The 25,617-nt window shown below is 72.1% G+C and carries 12 protein-coding genes; 6 read left to right on the top strand and 6 right to left on the bottom strand.

Annotation, left to right across the window (positions count from 1 at the left end):
• Positions 1-102: 102 nt before the first annotated feature.
• Complete coding sequence (locus C4U44_RS33865; RefSeq protein WP_103890028.1) at positions 103-1,056, top strand: NADP-dependent oxidoreductase; 954 nt, start codon at positions 103-105, stop codon at positions 1,054-1,056.
• Positions 1,057-1,479: 423 nt separating this feature from the next.
• Here the strand turns inward: C4U44_RS33865 and C4U44_RS33855 are convergent, their stop codons facing one another.
• The 3 genes from C4U44_RS33855 to C4U44_RS33845 form a co-directional block, all read right to left on the bottom strand.
• Positions 1,480-2,103, bottom strand: coding sequence for an NADPH-dependent F420 reductase (locus tag C4U44_RS33855; RefSeq protein WP_103889935.1), 624 nt, complete (start codon positions 2,101-2,103; stop codon positions 1,480-1,482).
• A 53-nt stretch (positions 2,104-2,156) separates the two neighbouring features.
• Positions 2,157-2,897 carry an SDR family oxidoreductase gene (locus tag C4U44_RS33850; RefSeq protein ID WP_235032560.1) on the bottom strand — a complete coding sequence of 247 codons (741 nt, stop codon included), beginning with the start codon at positions 2,895-2,897 and terminating at the stop codon, positions 2,157-2,159.
• A gap of 261 nt (positions 2,898-3,158) precedes the next feature.
• On the bottom strand, positions 3,159-4,037 hold the full coding sequence (locus C4U44_RS33845) for a helix-turn-helix transcriptional regulator (protein WP_103889934.1): 879 nt from the start codon (positions 4,035-4,037) through the stop codon (positions 3,159-3,161).
• Positions 4,038-4,283: 246 nt separating this feature from the next.
• Here C4U44_RS33845 and C4U44_RS33840 point away from each other — a divergent pair, with 246 nt between their 5' ends.
• From C4U44_RS33840 to C4U44_RS33830, 3 genes are all read left to right on the top strand, one after another.
• Positions 4,284-4,604 carry a carboxymuconolactone decarboxylase family protein gene (locus C4U44_RS33840; RefSeq protein ID WP_103889933.1) on the top strand — a complete coding sequence of 107 codons (321 nt, stop codon included), beginning with the start codon at positions 4,284-4,286 and terminating at the stop codon, positions 4,602-4,604.
• A gap of 72 nt (positions 4,605-4,676) precedes the next feature.
• Entirely contained in the window at positions 4,677-5,111 is a 435-nt protein-coding gene (locus tag C4U44_RS33835; RefSeq protein WP_103889932.1) for a cupin domain-containing protein, read from the top strand.
• Positions 5,108-5,965 (top strand): aldo/keto reductase, encoded by an 858-nt coding sequence (locus tag C4U44_RS33830; RefSeq protein ID WP_103889931.1) that lies wholly within the window; start codon positions 5,108-5,110, stop codon positions 5,963-5,965. Before C4U44_RS33835 ends, C4U44_RS33830 begins: the two co-directional genes overlap by 4 nt.
• Before the next feature lie 193 nt (positions 5,966-6,158).
• On the opposite strand, the gene C4U44_RS33825 is transcribed toward C4U44_RS33830, so the two are convergent.
• Complete coding sequence (locus tag C4U44_RS33825) at positions 6,159-7,088, bottom strand: oxidoreductase (RefSeq protein WP_103889930.1); 930 nt, start codon at positions 7,086-7,088, stop codon at positions 6,159-6,161.
• 1,452 nt (positions 7,089-8,540) lie between these two features.
• Here C4U44_RS33825 and C4U44_RS33820 point away from each other — a divergent pair.
• Positions 8,541-9,413, top strand: a complete 873-nt coding sequence (locus C4U44_RS33820; protein WP_160145167.1) for an RICIN domain-containing protein — start codon at positions 8,541-8,543, stop codon at positions 9,411-9,413.
• 217 nt (positions 9,414-9,630) lie between these two features.
• The gene (locus C4U44_RS33815) at positions 9,631-9,966 is read left to right on the top strand and encodes a YbaB/EbfC family nucleoid-associated protein (protein ID WP_103889928.1); all 336 of its coding nucleotides are present in this window, start codon (positions 9,631-9,633) and stop codon (positions 9,964-9,966) included.
• A gap of 78 nt (positions 9,967-10,044) precedes the next feature.
• Here C4U44_RS33815 and C4U44_RS33810 read toward each other — a convergent pair whose 3' ends face one another.
• Both C4U44_RS33810 and eccCb read right to left on the bottom strand, forming a co-directional pair.
• Entirely contained in the window at positions 10,045-22,821 is a 12,777-nt protein-coding gene (locus C4U44_RS33810; protein ID WP_103889927.1) for a M91 family zinc metallopeptidase, read from the bottom strand.
• A gap of 189 nt (positions 22,822-23,010) precedes the next feature.
• Positions 23,011-25,617, bottom strand: a 2,607-nt coding sequence (gene eccCb / locus C4U44_RS33805; RefSeq protein ID WP_103889926.1) for a type VII secretion protein EccCb, incomplete at its 5' end; no start/stop codon positions are given.

Raw genomic sequence — 25,617 nt, 5'->3', positions numbered from 1 at the left:
TCGATCTCCGCGATTCTCACTTCGGCCTGATACGGAACACCTGCTCCACATCCATGTTTACCGTAGGGCAGCGCCCGGAGATTCCGGCCCGGAGAGGTGATCATGCAGGCGGTACAGTTCGACCGTTTCGGTTCTCCCGACGTACTCAGCGTCCGCTCGGCGCCCGAGCCGCACGCAGGCCCGGGCGAGGTGCGCATCGCGGTCCGCACCAGCGCGGTTTCGCCGGTCGACCTCGCGCTGCGGGCCGGTGAATCACCCTCACGCGACAGCCTTGCCCTGCCCCACATCCCTGGCGTGGATGCGGCCGGCGTGATCGACGAGGTCGGCGAGGGCGTCGAAGGCTTTGCCATCGGGGACGAAGTGTTCGGCGCCGTCGATGTCGCACGACTGGGCGGGGCGACCGCGCAGTTCGCCGTCCTGGCGTTCTGGGCGGTGAAGCCGGCCGCCTTGTCCTGGGAGGAAGCAGGTGCCGCCGGGACGAGCGTGGAGACGGCGACCCGTGCTCTGGACCTGCTCGGCGTTCGCGAGGAGAGGGACACGACATTGCTGATCGACGGTGCGACGGGTGGCGTCGGGAGCATCGCCCTGCAACTGGCCGCGGCTCGCGGAGCCCGTGTCGTCGGGACCGGCCGCCCCGGCAGCGAAGAATTCCTCTCCGGTCTCGGCGCGACCCCCCTGCCCTACGGGCCCGGCCTGCCCGAGCGGGTTCGCGCGCTGGGTATCTCACGCGTCGACCGCGCGCTCGACGTGGCCGGAGCCGGCTCGCTCGATGAACTCATCAGTCTCACCAACGGACCTCAGTCGGTGGTCACCCTGGCGGACTTCACCGGCCCCAGCCGTGAGGTGCGCCTCTCCCTCGGCCGGTTCGGCGGCGAGCCCGACGGACGCCACGGACTCGCCGTCGCTGCAGATCTCGCCGCAAAAGGGCTGTTCCACGTACCGGTCCAGGCGGTCTTCCCTGTCAGCCAGGCGGCCGAAGCACACGCGGCGGCGGAGACAGGCCCCCGCCGCGGGAAGACCGTCATCGATCTCACGGCACTCACGCCTGGCCTCTGACGCGGGTCAGGCGAGACCGACATCCCTGATTCCCGCTGGCTGACGGAATCTCTGGTGCGCGGGCCGGGGCAAAGCACCCGGCGCCCCGAGGCCCACCGCTCGCTGCGCGACGACGCGCTCATCGCCGACGGAGAGTGCGGCGCGCTGGTGGGACCGCAAGACGAGTGGATGTTGATGTGCGCGCCCCGCCGGGACTCGGAGGCGGTCTTCTCCGGCCCGATCGGCGGTCAGGGCGTTTCGCGTGGCCGAAGGGCCCGGGGATCTGTCCAGCCACAAGCCGGGTTGCCGGCCGGGAAGACCGCCGGGGCGCACGCGCGGCATGCGTGCCGCCAAAGGTGAGACCAGGCCCCGTGGTGACCCGATGCAAGGATCGGGCCCGGTCCTTCTCACCGGCCGAGTCGCCCCCGGCGGGGCGCGGGGCGCTCAGTCGGCGACGGTGACGCCGAGGGAGAAATCGTAGTTCCCCACGCCATGGCGTCCCAGGCCCATCATCAGCACGCCGACTCCCTCCAGCCACTGCGCCATCTTCAGGTCGCCGGTGTCCAGCGGGCGCAGTCCGATGCTCTCGATGAACGCCGACGTGTTCGCCTTGGCCTGCGCGTCGTCACCGGCCAGGAACACGTCCACCGGGCGCCCCTGGGCGAGGACACCGCCGAAGACGGTGTTGAACGCCTTGACGACATGGGCGCTCGCCGGGGCAGCCTTGGCGATCTCCTGCGCGACGGAGCTGCCGTCGGGCGTGACAACCCCGGTGGCACCGGAGTTGAAGGGGTTCGTGATGTCGACGATGATCCTGCCGGCCAGTGCGTCCCCGTACAGGCTGACAACCGGCACGGCGCTGCCGGAGGGCACGGCGAGGATGACGATGTCTCCGGCCGGCGCCGGGCCCACCGTTCCCGCCGTGGCGCCGCGGCCCAGCGCACCGGCCACGTCCGCGGCCTTGGCCGCGTCTCGACCGATGACCTCGACGGCGTTGGCGCCATCGAGCGCGCGCGCGGCGATAACGCGGGCCATCTGCCCCAGACCGATGATGCTGATGTTGCTCATGGTGAACTCTCCTTCTCCCTGTTACTGGTCTTTGCTTGTGCCGCTCTGCCGGATCAGGACCAGCGCGCTCCACCGTCGACGTGGAGGGTCTCGCCGGTGATGTACGGGTTGATCAACAACGCGCAGGCGGCAGCCGAGACGTCGGAGGGGTCCCCGACACGGCGCGCCGGCGCGGAGGCGGCGACGCGTCGGAACAACTCCTGCTTGTCGGGCACGACGGCGTCCCAGTTGCTCGTGTCGATCACGCCGGGCGAGATGGCGTTGACACGTATGGGCGCCAACTCGACCGCGAGAGCGGACGCAAGGGTGCTCACGCTGCCATTGGTGGCCGCCATCGCGACGAGTCCCGGCGACGGCCGCCATGCGGCCAGGCCCGAGAAGAACAGCAGCGACCCCTCTTCGGCGATCAACCCCGCGAAGTGCTTGGCCAGCAGGATCGGGCCCACGACCTTGGCATCGAAGGCTGCGAGCAGCGCGCCGCGCTCAAGGGAGGCGACCGGCCCGTTGCCGCGCTCCGTGGCGACACTGACGAGATGATCCAGCCCGCCGTCGGCCCGGACCTGATCTGCGGCCGTCCGGATCGACTCCTCGCTCGAGAGGTCGAGTGCGACAGATCCGACGGCATCTCCGAGGGCGTTCGCCGCGGCGGCCGTCTTCTCGATGTTCCGGCCCGCGAGCGTGACCCGCGCGCCTTCCTGGAGGAGGTCAGTGGCCAGCGCAGCAGCGATGTCGGAGCCGCCTCCCACGATCAGAACGCGTTTGTCCTTCAATGAATACGGCATCGAATGCTCCACGGATGTTCCGCAGGACAGGCGGTACACCCGTCCTCGTCGGACAGTCCAACAGCCGGGGAGCCACCCGCACTTCCCGTCCGCTCATCGATAGAAGTACGCGTTGCCATAAATTCTTCTCATGTCAGAACTGGTCAGCGGAAGCTGAGACCCACCGCTCCCTCGGTCCGCTCAGCACACCTCCGGCACTGCTGTCCGACCGGACCGACACCCGTCCACCCGTCCACCCGTCGCCATTGGCTCGGCGTAAGGCGGGCAGGGCAATCAGGATCCGGTGTCGACTCGTTCCTGTTCGGTGGCGGCCCAGGAGGCGAGCAGCATGAGGGTGTCGTGGTCGGGAGTGCCGGGTTCGGCGCTGTAGGCGGTGAGGGTCGGTTCGGGGTGCCCCGGTAGCTGCATGGCGTCGAAGTCGAGGGTGATCTCGCCGACGGCCGGGTGGCGGAAGGGCTTGCGTCCGGTGTGGTGCAGGCGCACGTTGTGCTTGGCCCATGCCGCGCGGAACTCGTCGCTGCGGGTGACGAGCTCGCCGATCGGTCCGGTGAGTTCGGCGTCTCCCGGCGCGCGGCCCGCTTCGGTGCGCAGCAGGGAGACGGTGGTGTGGACCGAGGCGTTCCAGTCGGGGAAGAACCCGCGGCTGGTGGGGTCGAGGAACTGGAAGCGGGCGATGTTCACCGGCGCGGGTGCCGTCGTGGTGAGAAGGGGGGCGTACAGGGCGCGGCCGAGGTCGTTGACGGCGAGGATGTCGAGGCGGCCGTTGCGGATGAAGGCCGGTGAGCCGGTCATGGACTCCAGGACCCGCTTGAGGCCGGCGGGAACGCTGTCCTTGGCCCGGCGAGCGGTACGGCGGGCAGGGCGGCGGCGCTGGGCGGCGGCCAAGTCGTGCAGGTGGGAGCGTTCGGCGTCGTCGAGCTGGAGGGCTCGGCAGAGGGCGTCGAGGACTTCTTCGGATGCACCGGCGAGCTGGCCGCGCTCCAGGCGGGCGTAGTAGTCGATGCTGACCCCGGCCAGGAGGGCGACTTCCTCGCGGCGCAGCCCGGGCACTCTGCGGATTCCACCGCCGAATGCGGGCAGGCCGGCCCGCTGCGGAGTGATCTTCGCGCGGCGGGTCGCCAGGAACTCGCGGATCTCGTGGGCGGTATCCATGCCATCCAGGCCAGGCGGGGCGGAGCAGAGGTGGGGTGCCCTGCCAGTGCCTGGAACAGCAGTACCTTCCCCGGCCCTGTGAACTGCTGTTTTCTCGGTGGTGGCAGTGCATGCGGCCCGTGGGCCGCCGGAAGGCGGTGTAGCTGGAGATGCCGTCGGGCCGGCGCTGACCGACCGTGAAATGCACGACCACATCGTCGACCATCAACGGCTGTTCGTGTCCGTAGCATCGCAGGGAGTCATTCAATGGCCAAGCAGTCCGCACCCCAGGAGCTGGCCGGCATCGCGCCGAAGCTGGTCGAGGTCACCAACGAGGTGCTGTTCGCAGACGTGTGGGAGCGTGCCGAGCTGTCGCCCCGTGACCGGAGCCTGGTCACGGTCAGCGCGCTGGCTGCCCTGTACCGCACCGAGCAGCTGCCTTACCACCTGGGCAAGGCGCTGGAGAACGGACTGAGCGTGCAGGAGCTGTCGGAGGCCATCACGCATCTGGCCTTTTACGCCGGATGGCCCAACGCCATGACCGCGATCACGCAGCTGAAGAAGATCGCCGACGAGCGGTCCGCCTGACCAGCGGTGCGAGCAGCGCAACGACACCCCGCACGGCCGGTCGGGCGTGCTGAATGAACAGGAAAGAACGCGATGGCTGCCAACGGATTTGATCAGATCTTCCCTCTGGGGGAGAAGAACGACGCCTTCGCGCAGTACTTCATCGGCCAGAGCTACCTGGCCCCGCTCGCCCCGGGGAGCGTTCCCGTCAGCAATGTCTCCTTCGAGCCGGGCTGCCGCAACAACTGGCACATCCACCACGGCACCGCCGGGGGCGGGGACCAGGTCCTCCTGTGCACGGCGGGCAGCGGCTGGTACCAGGCCGAGGGCGAGGATCCCGTCAGCATGGAGCCGGGAACAGTGGTCCGCGTCCTGGCGGGCACGAAGCACTGGCACGGCGCGAAAGCCGACTCGTGGTTCTCCCACCTCGCCTTCATCACCCCGGGCGAGAACGTCAGCAACGAATGGCTCGAACCCGTCACCGAGAAGGCGTACGGCGAGCTGCCGAAGAACGGAGCGAACGCATGACCATCCTGGACGAGACCTACACGCTGGCAGGCGGCGTCGAGATTCCCAAGCTGGGGCTCGGCACCTGGTTCATCGACGACGACAAGGCGGCCGAGGCGGTCCGCGCAGCCGTGGAGATCGGCTACCGCAACATCGACACCGCCCAGGCCTACGGCAACGAACGCGGCGTCGGCGAGGGCGTACGCACCTCTTCGGTCCCCCGCGACGAGCTGTTCGTCTCGACCAAACTCGCCGCGGAGATCAAGGACTACGACCGGGCGGTCGACGCGATCGACGGCTCTCTGGCGAAGCTGGGCCTGGACCGCATCGACCTGATGCTGATCCACAGCCCGCAGCCATGGGACGACTTCGGCGGCGGCGACTACGCCCGGGGCAACCGCGAAGCCTGGCGTGCCCTCGAAGAAGCACACCAGGCCGGCAAGATCCGATCCATCGGCGTCTCCAACTTCCAGCAGCACGACCTCGAAAACATCCTGCAGGGCACGACCGTCGTCCCGCACGTCAACCAGCTGCTCGTGCATGCCGGCAACACCCCCTCCGAGCTCCTGGCCTACTGCGAGAGCAAGCAGATCCTCGTCGAGGCGTACTCGCCCATCGCCCACGGCGCGATCCTGAAGAACGCCGCGGTCCAGGCGATGGCAGAGAAGTACGGCGTGTCCGTCCCCCAGCTGTGCATCCGCTACACCCTGCAGCTGGGCGCCGTGTCGCTGCCCAAGACGGCGAACCCCGAACACATGCGGTCCAACGCCGAGGTCGACTTCGAGATCTCGGGCGATGACATGGACGTCCTGCGGGACCTGCGCGACGTGGACTACGGCGAGCACAGCGTCTTCCCCGTCTACAGCGGCAAGTGAGGCCGGACGAGCGCCACCTCGCGCCGGCACGGGTCGGCCATGACGCACCGAGCCGGACGCACCCGTGCCGACGGCGTCGACGCCGAGGTGTCGTTCACTGACGCGTTGACCGGGATCCCGCCCGCGCGACCTGCCGCACGACACTTCCGGCACGCGGGCGGGCCGGCCTGCTGCTGCTGAGCGATCTCTCAGTTCACCGAGCATCGGGAGCGGAGTCTCGGACAGTTCCCTCGTCCGGCTTGCCGAGAAGGACCAGTTCTTCTTCGGTCAGGCGCAGGCTTCCGGCGGCGATGTTCTCCGCGAGGTGTGCCGGGTTCGTGGTACCGGGAATGGCCAGCACGTGTGGACCGCGGTGGAGAGTCCAGGCGAGCCGTACCTGGGCCGGAGTGGCGTTGTGGGCGCGAGCGACGGAGTGGACCCGCGCGTCGTGCTCCTGGCCTGCGGCTGCCTCGCGCCGCAGACCGGAGACCGCGAAGAACGGGACGAAAGCGATGCCCTGCTCCCGGCACAGGTCCACCAGCCCGCTCTCGTCGGCACGGCGCCAGTCCAGGCCGTAGGAGTTCTGCACGCAGACCACGGGCGCAATTTTCTGCGCCTCGGTCACGTGCTCAGGCAGGACAGCGGAGAGCCCGAGGTGCCGAACCAGGCCGGCCTCGCGCAGCTCGGCGAGAGCGCCGAAGTGCTCGGCGATCGAGGCCGTGCGGGGACCGCCGGCACGCAGGTTCACCACGTCCAGGCAGTCCCGGCCGAGCTGACGCAGGTTCTCCTCCACCTGGCCACGCAACTCATCGGGGCGGATCGTGTCGAGCCATTCTCCGGAGGGATGACGCCCCGGGCCGACCTTGGTCACCACGACCACATCGCCGGACCAGGACGAGAGCGCGCGGTTGATGAGCTCGTTCGCGGACCGCAGTGGAGAGAAGTAGAAGGCGGCCGTGTCGACGTGATTGACCCCCTGCTCGAACGCCTTGTGCAGCAGGCCGACAGCGACATCGCGGTCGATCGGCGCATTGTCGGAGTTGCCCATCATGCCGTTGCCCGTCAGCCGCATCGCGCCGTAGCCGATGCGATTCACCTCCATGTCCCCGAGCTTCCAGGTCCCTGCTTCCGCCGCTGTGCTCACCGTGCTCCTTCACCCGTCGGTACCAGATCCCGGAGTATGGGGCCGTCACGGTGCAGTGCGACAGGTCAACGAGCTGGGCGAAACGTCACATCCCCATCGGGAATTAAGCATCGCCGCAATGTTGTTGGACATGGCAAGAGAGCGTCAGTCGGAAGAAGCTGTCGGACCCTGTGCCGCTGTCCTGCCGAGGCGGCCCGCGGCGTTGACCACCAGCACGCCCTCCCGCATCACCCGATGACCGCTCGGCGCCGACGGACGGGTCGGCCTTGCGCCGAGAAAAGCATTATCGGGACCCGCTCACCCTCACCGGGCCCGCATCCTCGCCGCTCACGGCAACGCACCGTCGCCTGGCATCCCGCTGCCCTGGCCCGCTCCGAGCCGACCGCCAGAGTGCACGGCATGACCAGCCGCCTGGCACATATGTGACGCCATCTCAGGTAACAGGTTCGGGAGTCCCGGTCCCGGAGTCTCGTCGTCGCGACGGACCGTCTCCGGCAAGCCGGCCGGGATCAGTCGGCGGCTCCGGTGTGATGGCAAACTCCCACAGGCCCACGAGGCCCCGGGGCGCGTACAGCAAGTCGGCGGTCAGGGCGCGCAGGCGAGGCGGCGGCGCTCGTAGTAGGTGCCGGAGGTCCAGTCCTCGCCGGGGGGTGCCCTCGGCGAGCCGGACCAGTTGCCCCGTCTCCTTCTCCGGGCTGGTCATGACGGCGCGACCGAGCCGGCTGCCGTAGATCGTGGCCGTACGGCGCGGTGTCGACGGCGTAGCACCCCGCCTCCAGCGGCGGCGGGTGCGGAGTCTCCCCGTGAGCGTCGGCCAGGTGGACCGGCACGCCACCTCCGACACCGGCGCCGTCAGGACCGCACCGCGGCCCGCACACCCGAAACCGCCAAGCTGTCCGCTCCCACCGCCGAAACCCCCGCATCCCACCCAAGCAGGGGGACCGAGGAGCAAGGGGTTTTCGGCTGCCGGCCGCGTTGCGGCGCTCTCGGGACGTGCCGCCCACGCACCTCGCCCCGCTGCCTCTCGCCCGCCTCCACCCGTGATCGGGTCGGGCTGCGGCGCGCGTCAAGGGAGGTCAAGGGAAGTCAAGGGAAAGGGGCCCCGGACAATGTCCTGATGCGACAATCCCGGATATCGGGAATGTGGCCGGCCGACACCCCGGAATTCACTCGACGAAGAGGACCATGTGATCGCCGCGGCGGACGCCTGCCCGAAAGTGCGGGAACAACGGCCCTTCGGTGCGGGGTAATTCAGCGGTGGGCATTCGACGCACCGGTAGCGTCGACTGCGTATTCACGGGACACGTGCGGGGCGCGCCCGCGCCGGAGCGGACGGGACGCGGCGTGCGGCCGGCTCGCCGTCCGGCCGGGAGAACGCGCCGGATCGCTCCGGCGGTTGGCTCCCCCGCCGTCCGATCAACACCCCCGCTTTCCGACGTCACGGGAGACGAAGTGCCGCCCCAACGAAATCCGCAGGACCCCGCACTCCTGGACGGAGCCTCCTCGCGCTTCGCGAACGCGTTCCTGCGGCGCTCCACGCAGCACCCGGAAGGCAGGGGGTCCGGCCCGCGGCCCTGGACGTGGATCCTGGGTGCGGTCGGTGTCACCGCGGTCGTGCTGGCCGTCGTCTTCGCGGTCTCGCGGATACCCTCCGGCTCCGACCACAAGACCGACGCCTCCGCGAAGGTCTCCGCCTCGCCGACCGCCTCGCGTGCGACACCGTCCACGATCTCGCCCGAGCCGGGCCACACGGAACGCGGCAGGACCCTGAGCAGCGGCGGCACCGACCCGGGCGGCACAGGCACGTCGGGCGGCACCGGCGCCGCGCCGACCCCCGGCACGTCGACCGCGCCATCACCCACGGGCACGAACAGCGGCTCCGGCGCCGCACGTTCGGGCAGTACCCGGGTCGAGGACCAGCCGGTCGACTACCCGGGCGTCACCGTCGTGGGCCACGCCAGCGGCCGCTGCGTATCCGCCGCCGGGCACCGGAGCAGCGCCGCCACCGACGGCACCCGCCTGGAGATCGACGACTGCGACGGCGGATCGTGGCAGAAGATCGACTTCCGCTCCGACGGCACCGCGCGGATCTACGGCCTCTGCATGGACATCGCGGGGGCCTCCGAACAGGAGGGGACTCCCATCCAACTCGTCGGCTGCAACGGCGGTTGGGCGCAGAAGTTCGAGCTCAACAGCTCTTACGACCTGGTCGACACCGTCGCCGGTATGTGCGTCGACGTCGTCGACGGCAAGACCGCCAACGGCACCGCACTCCAGCTGTGGGACTGCGCCGGCACCTCCAACCAGAAGTGGAGCAAGGACTGAGCCGGCGGGCCGACCGGGGCGCGCGGGGGGAACCACGGTGGTGCTCCCCCGCGAGTCCGAAGCCCTGACCTGGCCCGACCGGACCTGACGGCGCACCGGTGAACACCGTTGCGCCGTACGGCATGTCCGACCGCGATCGGCGCTCGCACCTCGCGTGCCGGCGCACGTTCGGCGAACGGCCGCTCGCACCGCGGCCCCTCATGATCGGAGCCCGGAGATGGACCTCGACGACGACGCGACCATCAGGCGACTGCTCACCAGCACCCACCAGCTCCAGCAGGACCTGGTCCGGGCCCAGGACGATGCGGGCGCGCTGACCGTCCAGGGGACGGCGGGCGGTGGCCTGGTGCGGGTGACCCTCAACGGCAAGGGTACGGTGGAGGATCTGGTGATCTCCCCCGTCGCGGCCGACCCGGGCAACGCGCGGGGGCTGGCCGACCTCGTCGTCGCCGCCGTCCGTGACGCCCGGCGGACCCTGGCCGAGCGGCATCGGGCACGCCTCCTGCCGGTGCTGGAGTCGATCCGCGACGAGCTAAGCGACCCGGCGCCCTGACGCGTCCGCGCGACGCCCACCCGGCCCCAGCACTCGTACGTGCCGGGGCCGGAGAACGCGGCCGTCACCGGACACGCCTCACACGACGTGCCGCAGGTCCGTGCCGAGGCCGAGTTCGCAGAAGCGCGCCGCCTCTCCGCCCGCGGCGAGCAACCTCGGGTCCGGACGGATCAGCCTGGCCCGCGGGTCGAGGTCGATCGACAGCACCTCACTCCCGGCCGGCGCGGTCCGCGGCGGCTCGGTGATCCGCCCCGTCCCCTGCTCCAGCCAGCGCACGCCGCCCGCGATGTTCACGGCCCACAGCTGCTCGCCGGGCACCGCGCCGATCACGAGCGACCGCGCACCCGGACCGGCCGCCAGCAAGGTGCGTTCCAGCTCCGCCACCTCGTCGGCCGCCGTCCCCTGCCACGCGCGCTTCGCGAGCGCGATGCGGTCCCGGTACCTGAGCGGCCCGGAAGCCGCCGGTTCCGTCGTGGCCGCCCGCCCGCCCGGGGCCGCGCCCTCCTCGGTCAGCGAGAGCACCACCGCGCGCCCGCCGCCCTCGACGGGAACGGCGTACATGCGCGCCGCGTCGGTCGCGAGCGCGTACGGGGCCGCGTCCGGCGGGAGGATCTGCCGCAGCTCGTCCCAGTTCGCGACGCGCCCGATCCAGCCGTTGTCGCCCCGCAGCAGGTACCCGCGGTCGTGCAGGAAGTCGTCGCCGAACCGTACCCAGTGCCCGCGCAGGGCGACGCCGTCGGGCAGCAGAACGGTCCCGGCGTCACCGACCTCGTAGCCGTACGACCGTGACGTGTGGGCGAAGGGCCGGCTGAAGCGCCGGAAGGACTCCGCTTCCTTGCCGCTCCGCGGTCCGGCGGGCGCCGGCTGCTGCTCCTGCGCGCGCTCCTGCAGGCCGAACCGCTCCGCCGTGACCGTGAGGTCACGGCCCACCGCCCAGCCCTCGACGCGGGGGTCCACCCCGTGGTCCCGCGAACCGCCGTACAGACCGGCGGCCCTGAGCAGGTTCGAGGCGGACACCAGGGACGCGCGGGCCCGCGCTCCCCGCTGGTGCTGGTCGACCATCCGGATGACGGCCACGACGGCGGCCGGCGTGAGCCGTGTACGGCCCTGCGCCGCCCGGCCGGAGCACGCCGGGTCGAAGGAGGGGGGCTCCGCCCGCGACCGCGTCCGGAGCGAGCCCGCTCCTTCCTCGATCGCCCGCGCGCTGTCGGACAGTTCCGCGACCACCCCGCGCAGCGCCCGCACCTCCTTCGCGATCGGTGCGGGCACGCCCCGGCCGGTGAACCCGTCGATCGCCCGGTGCGCGCGTTCCGCCAGCCGCGCGAACTCCGCGGCGTCCGTGCGGACTTCCGCGACGAGGGCGTCGACCGTGACCTGGGGCAGCCCGGCCGCCTGATGATGCAGGGAGTAGGGCACCCCGAAGTTCTGGGCGATGTCGAGGGTCTCGTGGAGCGTGTGGGCGGCCAGTTCCTCCCGGTGGTCGTAGTGCAGTCGCCAGAAGGAGAAGATCCCCCAGGCGACCGCCGCCGTCTCCTGCCGCGACGCCCCGAACCACTCGGCGAGTTTGAACATGCGCATCGCGGTGAAGGACTGCCCCGCCCACACGGGGAGGTTCAGCGCACGCGCGAGGATGGTCGACCGCGCGTTCTCGTTCCGCGTCGAGGGGTGCCGCCGGCCGGACTTGAGGACGTTCTGCCCGCGGTCCTGGGTGGCATGGGTCCGGTGGCCCTCGCCATCGACGCGGGCCGTGCTGAGCGTGTCGTGTTCCCGCTCCTCGGGCAGCATCCCGGAGCCGTAGGTGACCGGATAGTGCGCGGAGTCCACGAAGTACTCCATGAGGTCGTGCAGCACCATCGTCTTGTCCCGCAGGTCGAACGCGGCGGGGTCTTCCAACACCGCGGCCATGCCGCCGCGTTCGGGCACGGTCGTCGCCAGATGCCGCGAGTCCGGAGGCAGTTCGTCGGTGTAGTAGGTGAGGTAGGCGCCCAGTTTCTCCCCGTTCAGGTGCGAGGTGAGTTCCCGCATCTCGCGCAGCATCGCCGCGCCGCGGGGGAGTTTCCGCACGCCCGTGTGGATACGGGTGAGGAGGATGTCGAGCAACTGCTCGACATGGCCCTCGGCCTCCACCCGGAGGGCGAGTTCCTTCTCCCGGTGCCGGTTCGGCTTCGCGGCGACCCAGCCCATCAGACCGCGGGCGAGGTCCGCGACGTCGTCGACCACGACGTCCTGCCGTTTCGCACCGAACCGCGGGTTCCGCCCCACACGCGCACCGAGAAGGTCATGGTGGCCGCGGTGCCCGGTCGGCTCCACGACCAGTTTCGACAGCTTCCTCAGGATCCGGTCGCGGTCCCTCCCGTACGCACGCCACTCGTCCTCGGTCAGCGGCCGTTCGGTGACCTCGCCGCGCAACGCCTCCTCGAAGGAGCCGAGCAGTGCGGTGAGCAACTGCTTCTTCCGCGCCGTCAGCTCCCGCTGGCCGCGGCCGATGCGTTCCCGGAGCTCGGCGATCTCCCTCTCCGCTTCCGTCGGGGCCTGGTGGCGCGGTCCGGCGGACCGCGGGTCCAGGAGCAGCAGGGCCTGCGCCGCGTTCGCCGTACGGACCCTCCGGTCGAGATCCTCCCTCAGGTCCGCCAGTTCGGCGTCCAGTTCCTGCTCCGCCTCCCGGAAGAACCCGGTCAGGTCGACGCCGGCGACCTCCAGCATGCCGGCGGTGAGCTGCTCGGGGTCGGTGCCCAGCTCCTCGGAGAAGCCGGCCGCGAGTTCCCGGGCCGTTTCCGTCCCGCCCGCGACGAGCTCCTGCGCCACGGCGACACGCGCCGCGTCGTAGGCGTCCCCTGCCGCCCGCAGGTCCCGGTGCGAACCGAACACCACCGGCGGCGCCCCCAGCACGTCGCGCGCCTGCGCCATCACGGCACGGAACCGCCCGGCCGGCAACTCGCTCAACCCGGCCGGGAGCAACGGGTCGTCGCGGCCGGAGAGGTCCCCGAGCCCGAGATCGACCATCCGGTGCTCGGCGGCGTCGAGCCGCTCCTCGGCAGCGGCCAGTCGCTCCCCGCGGACGGCCGCCGACCCCGCGTCCGCCGAGGAACCGGCGCCCTCGACCCGTCGCTGGACCTCTGTCAGAGCGGTGACCGCCTCGACCACCTCCCGAGCCGCCTCGGCGTACTCCAGCATCGCCTGCCCGTGTTCGTCTGCCGCGTCCCCGGCGGGCGTGGCCTCCTCGAACGCGCCGGTCGAGGGCCGCTTGCCCGCCCGGATCTCCTCCCGGGCCTCCTCCCCGATCTCCTGCCGCGGTGCCGGTGCCGTCTCGTCGTGCGCCTCCCGCGGTGCGGGTGCGGAGGCCGCCGCGTTCTTGAACAGCACCGGCGTGACGCTCACGCCGACCCGCTCGCTGATCCGCCGGGCCGTGCTGGCCAGCCAGTGCCCCGCTGCCGCGGGATCAAGGCCGGACCGGATCTTGAAGCTCATGTAGCGCCCGGACTTGTTGTTCAGCTCCCACCCCTGGGAGACGGGGTTGTAGGAGAGCTCTCCGCTGATCCGGGCCGGCCGGACCGCGGTGGTGCCGTCGGCACGGAACCCCGCGGCCACCGTCGGATGACCCCGGTCCTCCAGCGCCGTCCTGAGCTCGTCCAGCGTGAGGTCCGGGTCGGCCCGCCGCATCCGGTCGAGGAGCTGGTGGAGTTCCTCCTCCGTCATGAGGGCGAGCACCTGATCGCTGCCGAGGCTGATCTCCCCGTCCTCGTCGACGGCGTACTGCCAGCTCCCCCCGGTACGTTGCAGCAGTGCGGGGGTGAAGTCCTCCAGCCGGTACCACAGCGGGTTGAGGCGTACCTGCGAGGTGTCCGCGGGGTCGCGCTCGTGGTCCTTGACCTTCTTCGGACCCGCCAAGGGACCGTAGTCGCGGTCCAGTTCGGCCGTCCCCGTACCCGTGACGAGCGCTCCGTGGGAGATCGTGGGCTGCCCCGCGCTCCTGGCCAGGATCGGCATCCCGAGGACCGAGCTGATCCTGTCGGCCGCGTTGCGTACCCAGCGGGTGACGGTGTCCGCGGGCACGCCGGGACGGACCACGTCTCCCACGTAGCGGCTGGACGCGTCGATCGTCCACCGGCCGGTCAGCGGATCACGGAAGAGCTCACCACCCACCCGGGCCGAACCGACCACAGTGGCACCCGAGGCGTCGAAACCGGCGCCGACGGTGGGCACGCCTTGGTCGTTGAGGGACTCCCTCAGCTCCCCCTCGGTCAGCTCGGGACGCACCGTCCGCAGCCCGGCGAGGAGTTCCTGCCGTTCCTCCTCCCCCGCGATCGACCAGACGTCCTCGCTGCCCAGGAAGACGCGGCCCTCCTCGTCGATCGCGTAGACCCAGACGCCGTCTCGCTCCAGCAGGGCCGGCTCGAAGTCGTCCAGCGGGTACCACAACGGGTTCAGCCGGACCCTGGCCGGCTCACCGTCGTCCTTCTCGGCGCGCTTGACCGTCTTCGGCTGCACGGCCGGGCCGTACAGGTCGTCCAACGACACGGATTTCCGGGCCGCTTGAGGCGATTCCGTGGCGCGGGTCACGGGCTCACCGGGTGCCTGGCGCGCGCTGCCGACCGGTTCTGCCGCGACGCGGGGGACCGCGGCCACGGTACGTCGCGGGATCGGCTCCGCCACCTGCTCCGGTGCCTGGCCCTGCCCGTTCTCCTGCTCGTGCTCGCGCTGGGCGAACCGCTCCTCGGACGCGAAGGGGTCGAATCCGGCGGCGTGCTCGATCATCTCGATCACCGCCGTGCGGCGCGCCTTCAGGTTCTGCCGGTAGCCCTCGTCCGCCGTGCCCGGCGGAAGCGCTGCCCGCTCGGCGGTCACCGCGGTGATCCGCACCCCGGCGGGGACCGGGGCCGGCTGGTCGCGCGACGCCCGCAGGAGGCTCGTGCGGAAGGCGTCGGCCACCGCCGCCGCACGACCCGCACCGGCCGTCCCGGGGTCGGCCTCCCCTCCGATACGTGGCAGTCGCGCGCCGTTGCCGTACCCGGTGACGACCACCTCGGGCAGCGGCAGGCCGCGACGCGCATGGTGCTCGGCGGTCCTGGCCACCGTCCGGGCGAACGCGTCCACCACGTCGAGGCCGTCGCCGGCCACCGTCGTACGCTCCCCCTCGGCGAAGGTGACCTGGACGTGTGGCGGGTGCGCGACGGGGGACACGGCCGCGGCGCGGAGGGAATCGACGCCGTCGTCCTCCACCACCGCCTGCGGCAGCGTGACGCTGCCGGCCGCCCGCCAGGCCCGGGTCTCGGCGACGAGGTCGCCGACGAGCCGGTGGTAGTCGGAACGCACGTCACCGTAGAGGTCCGACCAGATCAGCAGCTGGGCCAGCACACCGTCGTACTCCCGCGTCGGGCCCGTACCCACGTGGACCACCAACTTGTCCCGGCTCGCCTCGCGCCAGCCCTGCGGCATTCCCGACGTGGGCAGCAACCGCACCAACTGCACGACGCGCGACCGCACATACGCCTCGAACCGCCGCACGGACCCCGGAGCATCCAGCAGAGCGGGGTCCGCGTTCTCCTCGTTGCCGTACCGCCGGTGGACGCTGACGTGGACGAGTTCGTGGACGAGCGTGGCGATCTGGTCCTCGACGTACGGCGTCGCGCTCAGCACGATCCTGGTTCCGCTGTCCGGGTGCGCCGTGTGCCCGCCGGACCCGGGCGTCTCCTGGCCGCGCGGCCAGTACATCCGCGGCACGGTTCCGACCGCCCCGGGGCCAAGGTAGGAGATCTCCTCCACCAGCGGCGCGACCTCGTCGAGCAGACCACGGACCTCCGCGTCGGTGCTCACCGCGCGGTACCCGGCCAGCATGCGCGCCACCATGCCGGCCGTCATCGGGCCCTTGTACTCCTCTCCGAACGAGGCCAGTCCGAACCGGGTGGCCGGCTCGCCGGAGGTGTCGTCGGTGCCCTCCCGCTGGACGAGCCGCTCCTCGGACGGCGTGGCCGACGGGCCGAACTCGACCTGCGCGGCGGGCTGGTGGACGCCGGTCGTCTCCTGGCCCGGCTCCGGGGTCCGCGCGGTCTCCGGCACGGGCGTGTCCGCCGACGCCGCTGCGGGGAGGTGCTCCTGGTGCTCGGACTCGGCGGTCAGCAGGTCGAGTCCGCGCCACATCGCACGCTGCGCCGGATCGAAGGTGAGGTGGTGCCGCCGGAACGCGGTGGCGTAGGACACCCGGCCACCGGATCCGTCGTACTCCGACCCGGTGGGCCACCGGTGACCGAGGAACTGCTCCAGACGCCGCTTGACGTGCGGCGGCCCGGTCACCTCCGGGCCGTCCTGCCGCAGGTCCCCGGCGGTCGCGGGAAAGCCGGGAGTGTGCGGAGCGCGCAGGTGGGCGAGCAGGTCGTCGACGAAGGCGGAGCCGGCCGGAGCGACGATGAGGTTGTTGTCCAGATCGCCGATGCCGTACTGATGGTCGCTCGCCCGGGCCAGGGGCTCCTCGTCGCGCGGCGGAACCGGGACGCCCCACTCCGCGGCCTGGTCCTCGATCCGGTCGAGGACGAACTCCAGGTGCCCGCGATCCCGCACGGACGGCGCGAAGAACGGCAGCCCGTCACGGTCCATCACGAACGGCTCCTCGGGCAGCCGCACGCTCCCGGGCGCGATGTCGACGTCCACGGAGGCACCGCCGAACCGCCGGAGCGCGCCGTAGCGGATCGCATCCGACGCGACGGCGAACGCCCCGTGGCCACGCGCGAGGTCGAGCATCTCGCGGGCGGTGGAGTCCTCCGCCGCGAACAGCGCGTCGGGAGTGTCGTGGACGTGCCAACCGGCGGCGGACAGGCCGTCGAAGTGCCCGGCGTTCGCCTGCCAGGCCGACCGGTCCGTCCACAGGTGCACCGACCAGTCCGCCCGCCCGGCCGCCTCCCGCCACCGGTCGAGGTTCCTCCGCGCTGCCTCGCTCAACTCACCGCCGAGCCAGACGAAGTGCAGGTTCTTCGCCACCTCCACCGGGTGCTCGCCCGGTCCGCCGAGGACGACCTGCGGCTGGTCGTGGTCCACCGTGACCGTGACGCTGCGCCCGACCTTCGCGAGCGCGTCCTCCTGCGCGCGATCGGACACCCCGGCCCTCGCGAGCACGTCCTCCCGCCGACCACCGGACACGCGGTCGATGGCGAAGTCCCCGGCCGACGGCTTCGGGCCCGGCACGTCCCGCAGGAGTGCCTCGACCCGGCCGCGCAAAGCGTCCCCGACGTACCGCGCCCGTAGCCCTCCCGTCTCGACCGCCCGCGGGACCTCCTCACGCGACCGGGTGCTGTTGCCGTACCCGGTGGCCCGTACCTTCGGCAGGGGCACGCCCTGCCGCCAGTTGCGCACCCCTGCCTCGACCAGCCGGGCAGCGGTCGCATCGAGCAGACGCTGTGCCTCGGCCGACAGCTTCCCCTTCCGGCCCCAGGCGAAGGGGACATACGTGTGCTCGCGGCCGCGGACATGTTCCAGCCCGGCACGGACCGGAGCGGAGGGGCCCGGCTCGACGGGCCCGAGGGCGCTGTCGTCGCGCGCGCCGGAGACGACACCGGTGTACGTCCGGCGAGGCGCGAGACCGTGTTCGGCACGGATCCTGTTCTCCGTGATCTCGAGCTCCGCGGCCTCCCGGAACCCCACGACCTGCCCCTCGTCGTCGGCCGCGCCCACAGCCGACCGGCCGTTCAGGTTCCGCCACACGTGGATCAGCTCGTGCGCCAGCCCGATGAAGGGGGGACGCAGGCCGTCTGCGGTCTCCCACGCGTTCGGGTTGTACTTGACCAGGCTGAGCGTGCCCCGCTCCCGGTCCGACGCCGCCTCACCGTTGATCGGCATGGTGACGTTCCCGCCGTGCGCCATGAAGCGGGGGCCGTCACCGATCACCGTGCCCGCGCCGACCCGCTGGATCTTCACCTTCGCCTGCTGCCAGGCGGGCAACCGTGACGTCGTCCCACTGTTGCCGATGCCTTCCAGCAGCGCCTTGCCCACCGGACGCTCCGCGATCCTGCGCAACTGCGCCTGCACGGTGAGGAGGAACGTCGGGTCCACCTCGGGGTCCCACCGGACGGAGATACCGGGGAAGCCCGACTCCTCGTCGCGCAGGACCGGCTGGACCGGCGTCCCGGTGCTCTTCTTGGTGCGCTTCCCCCAGCCCTTCCACTCGTGCTGCCCTGCCGCCACCCGCGCCTCCGAAGCCGCGGGAACAGCGCCCGCGACGGCGTCCGTCCCGGACAGGTGCGCGGGGAGGGTCCCGGCGACGATGTCGGCCCGGGCCTGCAGGTCCAGGTGACCGAACTCGGAGCCGTACCGGGCGACGAGCCGCCCGTGGGCCGAGGACACCTGCGGGAGGGTGACGTGCTGACCCTCCAGACGCTCCCTGACCTCGTCGGTCAGCGCCCTCTGGTCCAGCAGGTGCGCGGTGACGATGCCGGCCCGCTGCTCCTGCGTGAACTGCCCGAACTCGTCCGGGAACTGCTCCTGGAGCTGCTGGTGCGCCCGATGGATCTCGCCGGAGTCGGGGTACCGGCCGGTGCGCTCCAGCAGCCGGCCGGTCACCGCGGAGACGAGTTCCCGTTCGGGGCGTACCAGCGCCGCACCGACCAGCGTGGCCTGGACCCGGACCGGCAGGTCGGCGAGGGAGGGATCCTCCTCCAGCAGTTCCTGCCTCGCGTGGTCGACCTGCGCGTCGCTGAAGGTGAACTGCGTGGCCTCCCTGAGCAGGCGGTGCACCTCGGCGCGCGGGTCGAGGATCCGGGCGCCGTCCCCGAGGTCGTCGCGCAGGCCGTCCCGGACGTCGTCCCGGGCGGATTCCTGGGGCGGTTCGTGCTCCTCGCGCCGCGATCCGGCCGTCTCCCCCCGTTCCGCACGCGCCGCCTCGCGGGGCCCGTGGTCGACCGCGGGACGGACGCCCGCCGTGCCGCGCTCCGCCGGGACCGGATCGGCCGTCACCTGCAGCTGGTCAGCGGCGTGTTCACCCGGGTGCGGTGCGGGCCCCTCGGTGCCGGTCCTCGCGTCGCGGTCCGCGGCGGCCGCACCGTGGGCGTCGTCGTCGGGCACGGCGGGGCGGGACGGGGCGGGTTCCGGGTGGTCCGGGGTGCGGGACGGGATCGGGTCCGGATGGTCGGGGGCCGTCTCCCCGGGCGTGGCCCGTTGGTCGGCGCGCCAGTCCCTGAAGGCGGGGTAGTTGACGCTCCGGACGTCGGGGAAGTAGTCGCCGTCCTGGAGGTGGTCGAGCCGTTGCTGGAAGCCGTCCTCGTGGTGGGACTCGTGTGCGAGCCAGGCGTCGGTCCGGTGCCCTTCGGTGGCGAACAGTTCGTCGTACCTGGCGACGCGCTCGGTACGGAAGTCGTCGCCCAGCCTGCTGAGCGTGTCCTCGTACAGGTGGGCGGACTCGCTGCTGCCCGGGTGGCCCACGATCTCGTGGAAGTCGTGCGCGGACGCGCCCACCACGGCCTGCAGATCGCCCTCGTGGCGGATGCGCGCGGGCAGGGAGGAGCGCAGCCGGTCGCGTGCGTCGGCCCACTGCACGCCGGCGTCCCCGGCCTTCCCGTCGGCGCCCCACCGCTCGGTGAAGTGCCGGTCGGCGCCGGTCCGTACGGCGTCCAGGTACGCGCCGGTGACGCGCTGACGCCCGCCGTCGCCGAAGTGCGCCTGGAAGTCCTCGCCCAGCTGTGCCAGTCGGTGCTCCGCGTGCAGGGTCTCCTCGCCGACCCGGGACCGGACGAACTGCTCCCTGGCGATCCGGCCGGGGAGGTCGTCGATCGCCCGGGCGGACGTCAGCTCCCACAGCGCGCGGGGGCCGTCACCGTCGCCGTGGGCGAACACCAGGTCGTGGTCGGCGCGCAGGTCGCGCCGGAAGTCCAGCCGCACCCGCTCGGCGACGTCGTCCGTCATCTCCCCGTCCTTGGCGTTCCACCGGACGATGTCGTCGAACTCCTCCTTCGTGGCCACGCTGATGTCGTGTTCCCGGTCCGCCAGCCGCGAGATGTCCTGGGGCGCGTCGTCCAGGATCCCCTCGATCCGCCGTCCGGTCGACGCCGGGAGCCCGCCGGTGCGCTCCGGGTCGCGGAGGAACTCCGCCAGGATCCGGGCGAGTTCGTCGCGCTTGTGGAGGTAGAACTGTTCGAGGGCGTTGAAGTCGTGCGACCTGTCGCGGAAGTGGTCGACGGTGACGTCGGTGCCGGCATCCTCGGCGATCCGGCCGCGCCCGGGGCCCGTGTCCTCCTGCGGGTGGCCGTAGACCTTGCCGTCGTCCTTCACGTACGCCCCGAGCCCGTGGTCGTAGGCGTACCTCGTCGGCGCCGTGCCGAACGCCGGGAGGTCGTCGGCGTGGGCGAAGCGGTTCGCCCGGTACTCCTCCAGTTGCTGCTTGAAGCGGACCTCGAACCTGCCGAACCGGTCGGCCCGCACGAGGTACTTGTACGCGCTCGCCTTGGCGTTGCCGAGGATGTGGTCGTACGCCTCCGAGGAGACGTGCCCCGTCCGGTCGATCTCGTCGCGGAAGGCCCGGGTGATGTCGGCGCGCCACTGCCATCGGGCGCTGGCCGCCTCGATGCCGTCCTTCGGCACGCCCCCGCCGTCGAAGAGGTCGTGGCGGGCGAAGGTGGCATGGCCCTCCCGCCAGGCCGCGTCCAGGCCCGCGCGGTCGAGGTCCAGCCGGTCCTCGGCCTCGACCAGGGGACGGTTCTGCTCGGCCTGCCGCTCCTTGAAGGCGGTCCACTGCGCGGACTTGGCACCGTCGGGGTCGGGGTGGGCCGGCTCGTGGCCGGGGCGGGGCGGCTCGTGGCCGGGGGTGGCCGCCGCTCCGCTGCCGGGGGCGTGGTGCGCGGCGGCCGGAACCGGGTCGTGCCCCGTCGGGCCGCGGTCGTGCGCGGGCCGGGTGCCGTCGTGCCCGGTCAGGCCGCGGTCGTGCGCGGCTTGGGCGCCGTCCCGCGCGGCCGGGCCCGGGTCGTGCGCGGGCTGGACGGCCTGGTCGTGGCCCGGGCGGGAGGGGGTGCCCGCGCTCTCGGTGGCCCGAGCAGCTTCGTGACCGTCCGCGTGACCGCCCGCGTCGCCGCGCGCAGCGGCCGGTCCGCCGGCGCCGACGTCGTGCGGCCTGCCAGGAGGGGCCTCGGACGCCGGCGACATGAGGGCGCCGTCCCTGTGCCCGGCTCCTTCGAGCGTCCCCGGCGCCGCCGACGTCTCCCAGCGCGTGTCCTCCCGGCCGGTCGCAGCCGCGTCGGTCTCGGTACCGGTGGCGGAGCGGTGGCGGCCCGTGGGGGGCGTGCCTCCCGCGTGGAGCTCACCGGAGGAGGGCACGCCCGAGCCGCTGTTCGGCTCGGCGCCCGCACCGACGACTTCGCGCCCGCCCTGCGGGACGTCGCGGCCGCCCGGGGCGGAACCGTCCGGACCGGCCGAACCCGCGGGGCGGCCGGGAGCGGGCGCGACCGCGTCGCCGCCGCCCCGTCCCTCGGACCCCGCCGGGGTGCCGGCGGGTCGCGTTCCGGGTCCCTCGGTCGTACCGGCGCGCAGCGGTGTTCCCGATCCGCCCGTGGCCTCGTGCGCGGCGCCGGCGCCGCCGTGGACGGCCGCCTCCCCGCCACCGGCGCCGCGGGGCGACGCGTCGAGGAACGCGTTCGGCTTCCCGGCGAGGGTGTCGGCGCCGTCCCTGCCGGCATGCGCGTTCCCCGGCGCCGAACCGGCGTCGCCCCTGCCGGCGTTCAGGGTCCCCCGCATCGCGTCCGTGCGGCCGCCGACCGAGGTCTCGATGCCCGGCGTAGGGCCGGCGTCGCCCCTGACGGTGTGCGGGGGCCGGCCCCCGTCGGCCCCGCTCGCCACCTGGCGGACCGGGGGGTTGGCCCCGCCGATGTCGGTCACGGAGGTCCCGGGAACCTGTGTGGGGGACGTCCGGCCGGGTCCGCCCGCGTCCGGGTGGGAGCCGTCGGGAACCGGCGCGGCCGCTCGCGGGCCACCGATGTCCGTTCGCGGCGTGCCCACCACCGGGCCCCCGGGTCCGGCGCCCGGCAGCGGTGCGTGGTCGGTCTCGACGACCGAGTTCATGGGGACGGACGTGAGGCCCCTCGCTCCCGTAATCCCGCCGTCCACACCCGGCGGCAGGTGCAGACCGCCGACGTCGGCGGAGGGCGTCGAGGTGGTCGGGACGTGGGGCGTGACGTCCGGCACGCCCTCGCCCGAGGGCGTCCTCGGGACCTTCGGCACCTCGACGTTCGCGCCGTCCGCGTCGAAGTGCTCGCCGCCGTGCATGCCGAAGCCGGCCCACACGCCGAGAGCGAGGTTGATGCCCTCGCCCGACCAGTCGATGGTGTTGGGTCCGCCGACGATGCGCGAGGCGATGCTCTGGGAGGAGATGTCGGTGCCCAGCGTGATGGCCACGTTGATGACCTGGTCGGTGACGAACGTGGCCACGCTGCCCAGCGCCTCGGCCGACATCGCGATCGACTCGATCGACGTCGCGAGCCGCGCCACCAACTCCCCCACGGCTGCGGCGATCTCGCCCAGGATGCCGGCCAGTCCGAGCGTGACTCCGCCCAGGATCAGGCCGAAGATCGCGGCGAGGGCCTCGATCAGGTGCTGCTTGTTGATCTCCTTGATCGTCTTCTGCAGCTCGTCGGCGTAGTTGTTGATCGCCTGACCGATCTCGTTGGCCACGGACGCGGCGTTCACCAGCTCCGCCAGGATGCTGGGACCGCCCTGCCCGGACCCGTCCCAGACGACCTGCGCCGCCTGGCCGGCCTTGCCGGGCCAGCCGCCGGCCATCGTGTTCATGCTGCCGTCGATCGCCGCCATGTGCCCGAAGAGGTCCTCGCTGTTCTGGATCCACTGCTGGGCGAGGGCGCGGATGGGCGTGACGTCGTAGTCGGCCATGGGATCTGTTCCTCACGGGAGGGCGGCCCCGGAAGGAGGCAGCGTGCTGGTCGTCCGTCGGACGGGGGTGCGCGAGCGGTGACGGTCGCCGTCGCCGTGGGTACGGCCGGGGTGACGGCCGGGATTGCGGCTGGGGGCGTCGTTCGGTGCCGGGCGTGGTGTGCCGTCCGGCACCGGAACGACGGACCCTCAGTCGGTGTCGCCGGTGTCCCCTGTGTCGCCGGTGTCGTGGACGGTCTGGACGAGGAGGGCGCCGGCGCGGCGGGAGACCAGGACGCCGCGGCCCGGGGGCAGGCGCCGGGCCCGCTGGTCCCCCAGCACCACGCCCTCGCGGGGGTCACCGGACAACAGCAGCCCACCGGAGCCGAGTTCGCGGATCCGGCCCGCGACCGGGTCCGTGAAGGAGCGGTTCATGCTGCTCGTCCGGCGGGCGAGCACCACGTGGAGCCCGATGTCGGTGGCCTGGGTCAGGTAGTCACTGATCACCGCCAGTGGCCCGTGCCCGCTCGTCCCGCTGCCCGCCACCAGGTCGTAGTCGTCCACGACCAGGTAGAGCTCGGGGCCGGTCCACCAGCTGCGTTCCTTCAGCTGGCGAGGCGTGATGCCCAGCGGCGGCATCCGCTCCTTGAGCTTCTCCACCACCTGCTCCAGATAGGCCGCGGCGGTGGCCGGGTCCCCGGCCATGGCACCGAGGTAGTCCTCGGGCACCGCGCCCAGCAGCCCGCGCCGGTAGTCCACGACGATGAACCGCACGTCCCACGCCGACCGGCGCCGGGCCATCGCCCGCATCCAGGAGCGCAGGAACGCTGTCTTGCCCGACCCGGGGTCGCCGTGGACCAGGAAGTGCGGGCCGTCCGTCTCCAGGTCCAGGGTCGCCGGACGCAGATCGAACTCGCGGATGCCGATGGGCACCCCGCTCGCGGATCGAGGTTGGGATCCATCGGGCAGGGCCGCGCAGGCCCGGTCCAGTTCCTCGGGCGTGACCGACTCCGCCAAAACCCGCAACTCCGGGGCGGCCGCACCCTTCCAGCGCGCGGCCAGCTCGTCGACCACCGTAGCCTGCGCCTTCGTCAGGTTCTCGGTGGTCGCCGCACCGTCCAACCGAGGCAAGGCCGCCTGGAACACGTGCCCGGGCGAGACGAGACCCCGGCCCGGGAGGAACCCCCGTAGCTGCCGGGCCAGCGGGCGGGAGATCTCCGACTCGGCCGCCTCCGCCAACCGCAGCTCCAGCCGGCCGGGAATGGTGTCCCGAAGGTTCGCCCGCAACTCGGCCCACCGGTTGGCCGTGAGCACCACGTGGACGCCCACGTTCAGACCCCGCACCACGATGTCGGGGACGACGGCCTCGGCTTCCTCCATGGCCGCGCGCAGAGCGCCCCAGTTGTCGATGACCAGGACGACATCGGCGGCCTCCACGCCGTCCGGCAGCTGCTTCTCGTCACGCAGCCGCCGGAAGTCGGCCGCGGAGTCGATCCGCAGCTGCTGGAAGAGCCGTTCGCGGTCCTCCACCACCTGCCGGACCACCGACAGGGCGCGCCGGGTGCGGGCCTCGTCATGCCGGGTGGTGACGCCGGAGACGTGCGGGGCCCGCTCCAGGCCGACGAGGCTGCCGCCGCCGAAGTCGATGGCGAGGAACCGCAGTTCGTCGGGGGTGTGGGTGAGCATCGCGCTCATCATCAGGGTGCGCAGCAGGGTGCTCTTGCCGGACTGCGGCGCCCCCACCACGATCAGGTGGCCCTGCAGCCCGGCGAGTTCCAGGAGGACCGCGCTCTGCTGCTGACGGCTGGGCAGGTCCACCACGCCGATCGGGAAACTCATCCCGCCGCCTCGGGGCCAGAGCGTGGAGTGCAGGCCGCGTGCGTCGTCGGTGCCCACCGGTCCGAGGACGGAGTCGAGTTCGATCGCGGTCGGCAGCGGCGGCAGCCACACCTGGTGCACCGGGGTTCCGTAAGCCCTGATCTGCGCCACGGCGACCTGCATCTCAGTGCGTTGCCCGGGCAGCGGCCGCGAGAGCGTGACAGACGGCTCGGACTCCTCCGGCTCCTCCCCCGTGGCGTCCTCCGCCGTCCGCAGACCGAACAGCACCGGAACCGGGACAGGACCCGACACCGGTTCCCGCTCCGCCTCCCCCTGGTAAACGCCGGAGATGTGCGCGACCCGGAACCGCTCGTAGACGGACTCATCCACCTTCAGATACGCCGAACCCGGAATCGCCGGCAACCGATAGGCATCCGGCGTCCCGATCACCGCACGGCTCTCCTGCGCACTGAACGTCCGCAGGCAGATCCGGTAGGACAGGTGCGACTCCAGGCCGCGCAGACGACCCTCGTCCAGCCGCTGGGTGGCCAGCAGCAGGTGCATGCCCAGGGACCGGCCCACCCGCCCGATCTGCACGAACAACTCGATGAAGTCCGGCCGCTGGGCCAGGAGTTCACCGAACTCATCGACCACGACCATCAGATACGGCATCGGCTCCAACCGCCGCCCGTCCTCATCGACCCCGCCGGCCGCCTGCAGGATCTGGTACTCCCGCACCGAGTCCACGTTCCCCGCCCTGCGCAGCATCTGCTGCCGGCGCTGCTGCTCCCCCTGCAACGCGGTCCGCACCCGGTCGACCATCGCCAGATCATCGGCAAGGTTCGTGATCAACCCCGCCACATGCGGCAACTCGGTCACCCCCGCGAACGTCGCACCGCCCTTGAAATCCACCAGCACGAAACCCAGATGCTCCGGGGCATGCGTCATGCTCAACCCCGTCACCAGCGTCCGCAACAACTCGCTCTTACCGGAGCCGGT

Origin of the sequence: Actinacidiphila yanglinensis, assembly GCF_900107965.1 — a bacterium.
Taxonomy (GTDB): domain Bacteria; phylum Actinomycetota; class Actinomycetes; order Streptomycetales; family Streptomycetaceae; genus Actinacidiphila; species Actinacidiphila yanglinensis.
Note: the sequence above shows the minus strand (reverse complement) of the source record. Positions and strands in the feature narration are given on the sequence as shown.

What these genes read in the sequence shown, in the direction of transcription:
- C4U44_RS33865 (WP_103890028.1), top strand. Translation starts at nt 103, where the DNA reads ATGCAGGCGGTACAGTTCGACCGTTTCGGTTCTCCCGACGTACTCAGC.
- C4U44_RS33855 (WP_103889935.1), bottom strand. Translation starts at nt 2,103, where the DNA reads ATGAGCAACATCAGCATCATCGGTCTGGGGCAGATGGCCCGCGTTATC.
- C4U44_RS33845 (WP_103889934.1), bottom strand. Translation starts at nt 4,037, where the DNA reads ATGGATACCGCCCACGAGATCCGCGAGTTCCTGGCGACCCGCCGCGCG.
- C4U44_RS33840 (WP_103889933.1), top strand. Translation starts at nt 4,284, where the DNA reads ATGGCCAAGCAGTCCGCACCCCAGGAGCTGGCCGGCATCGCGCCGAAG.
- C4U44_RS33835 (WP_103889932.1), top strand. Translation starts at nt 4,677, where the DNA reads ATGGCTGCCAACGGATTTGATCAGATCTTCCCTCTGGGGGAGAAGAAC.
- C4U44_RS33830 (WP_103889931.1), top strand. Translation starts at nt 5,108, where the DNA reads ATGACCATCCTGGACGAGACCTACACGCTGGCAGGCGGCGTCGAGATT.
- C4U44_RS33815 (WP_103889928.1), top strand. Translation starts at nt 9,631, where the DNA reads ATGGACCTCGACGACGACGCGACCATCAGGCGACTGCTCACCAGCACC.
- C4U44_RS33810 (WP_103889927.1), bottom strand. Translation starts at nt 22,821, where the DNA reads ATGGCCGACTACGACGTCACGCCCATCCGCGCCCTCGCCCAGCAGTGG.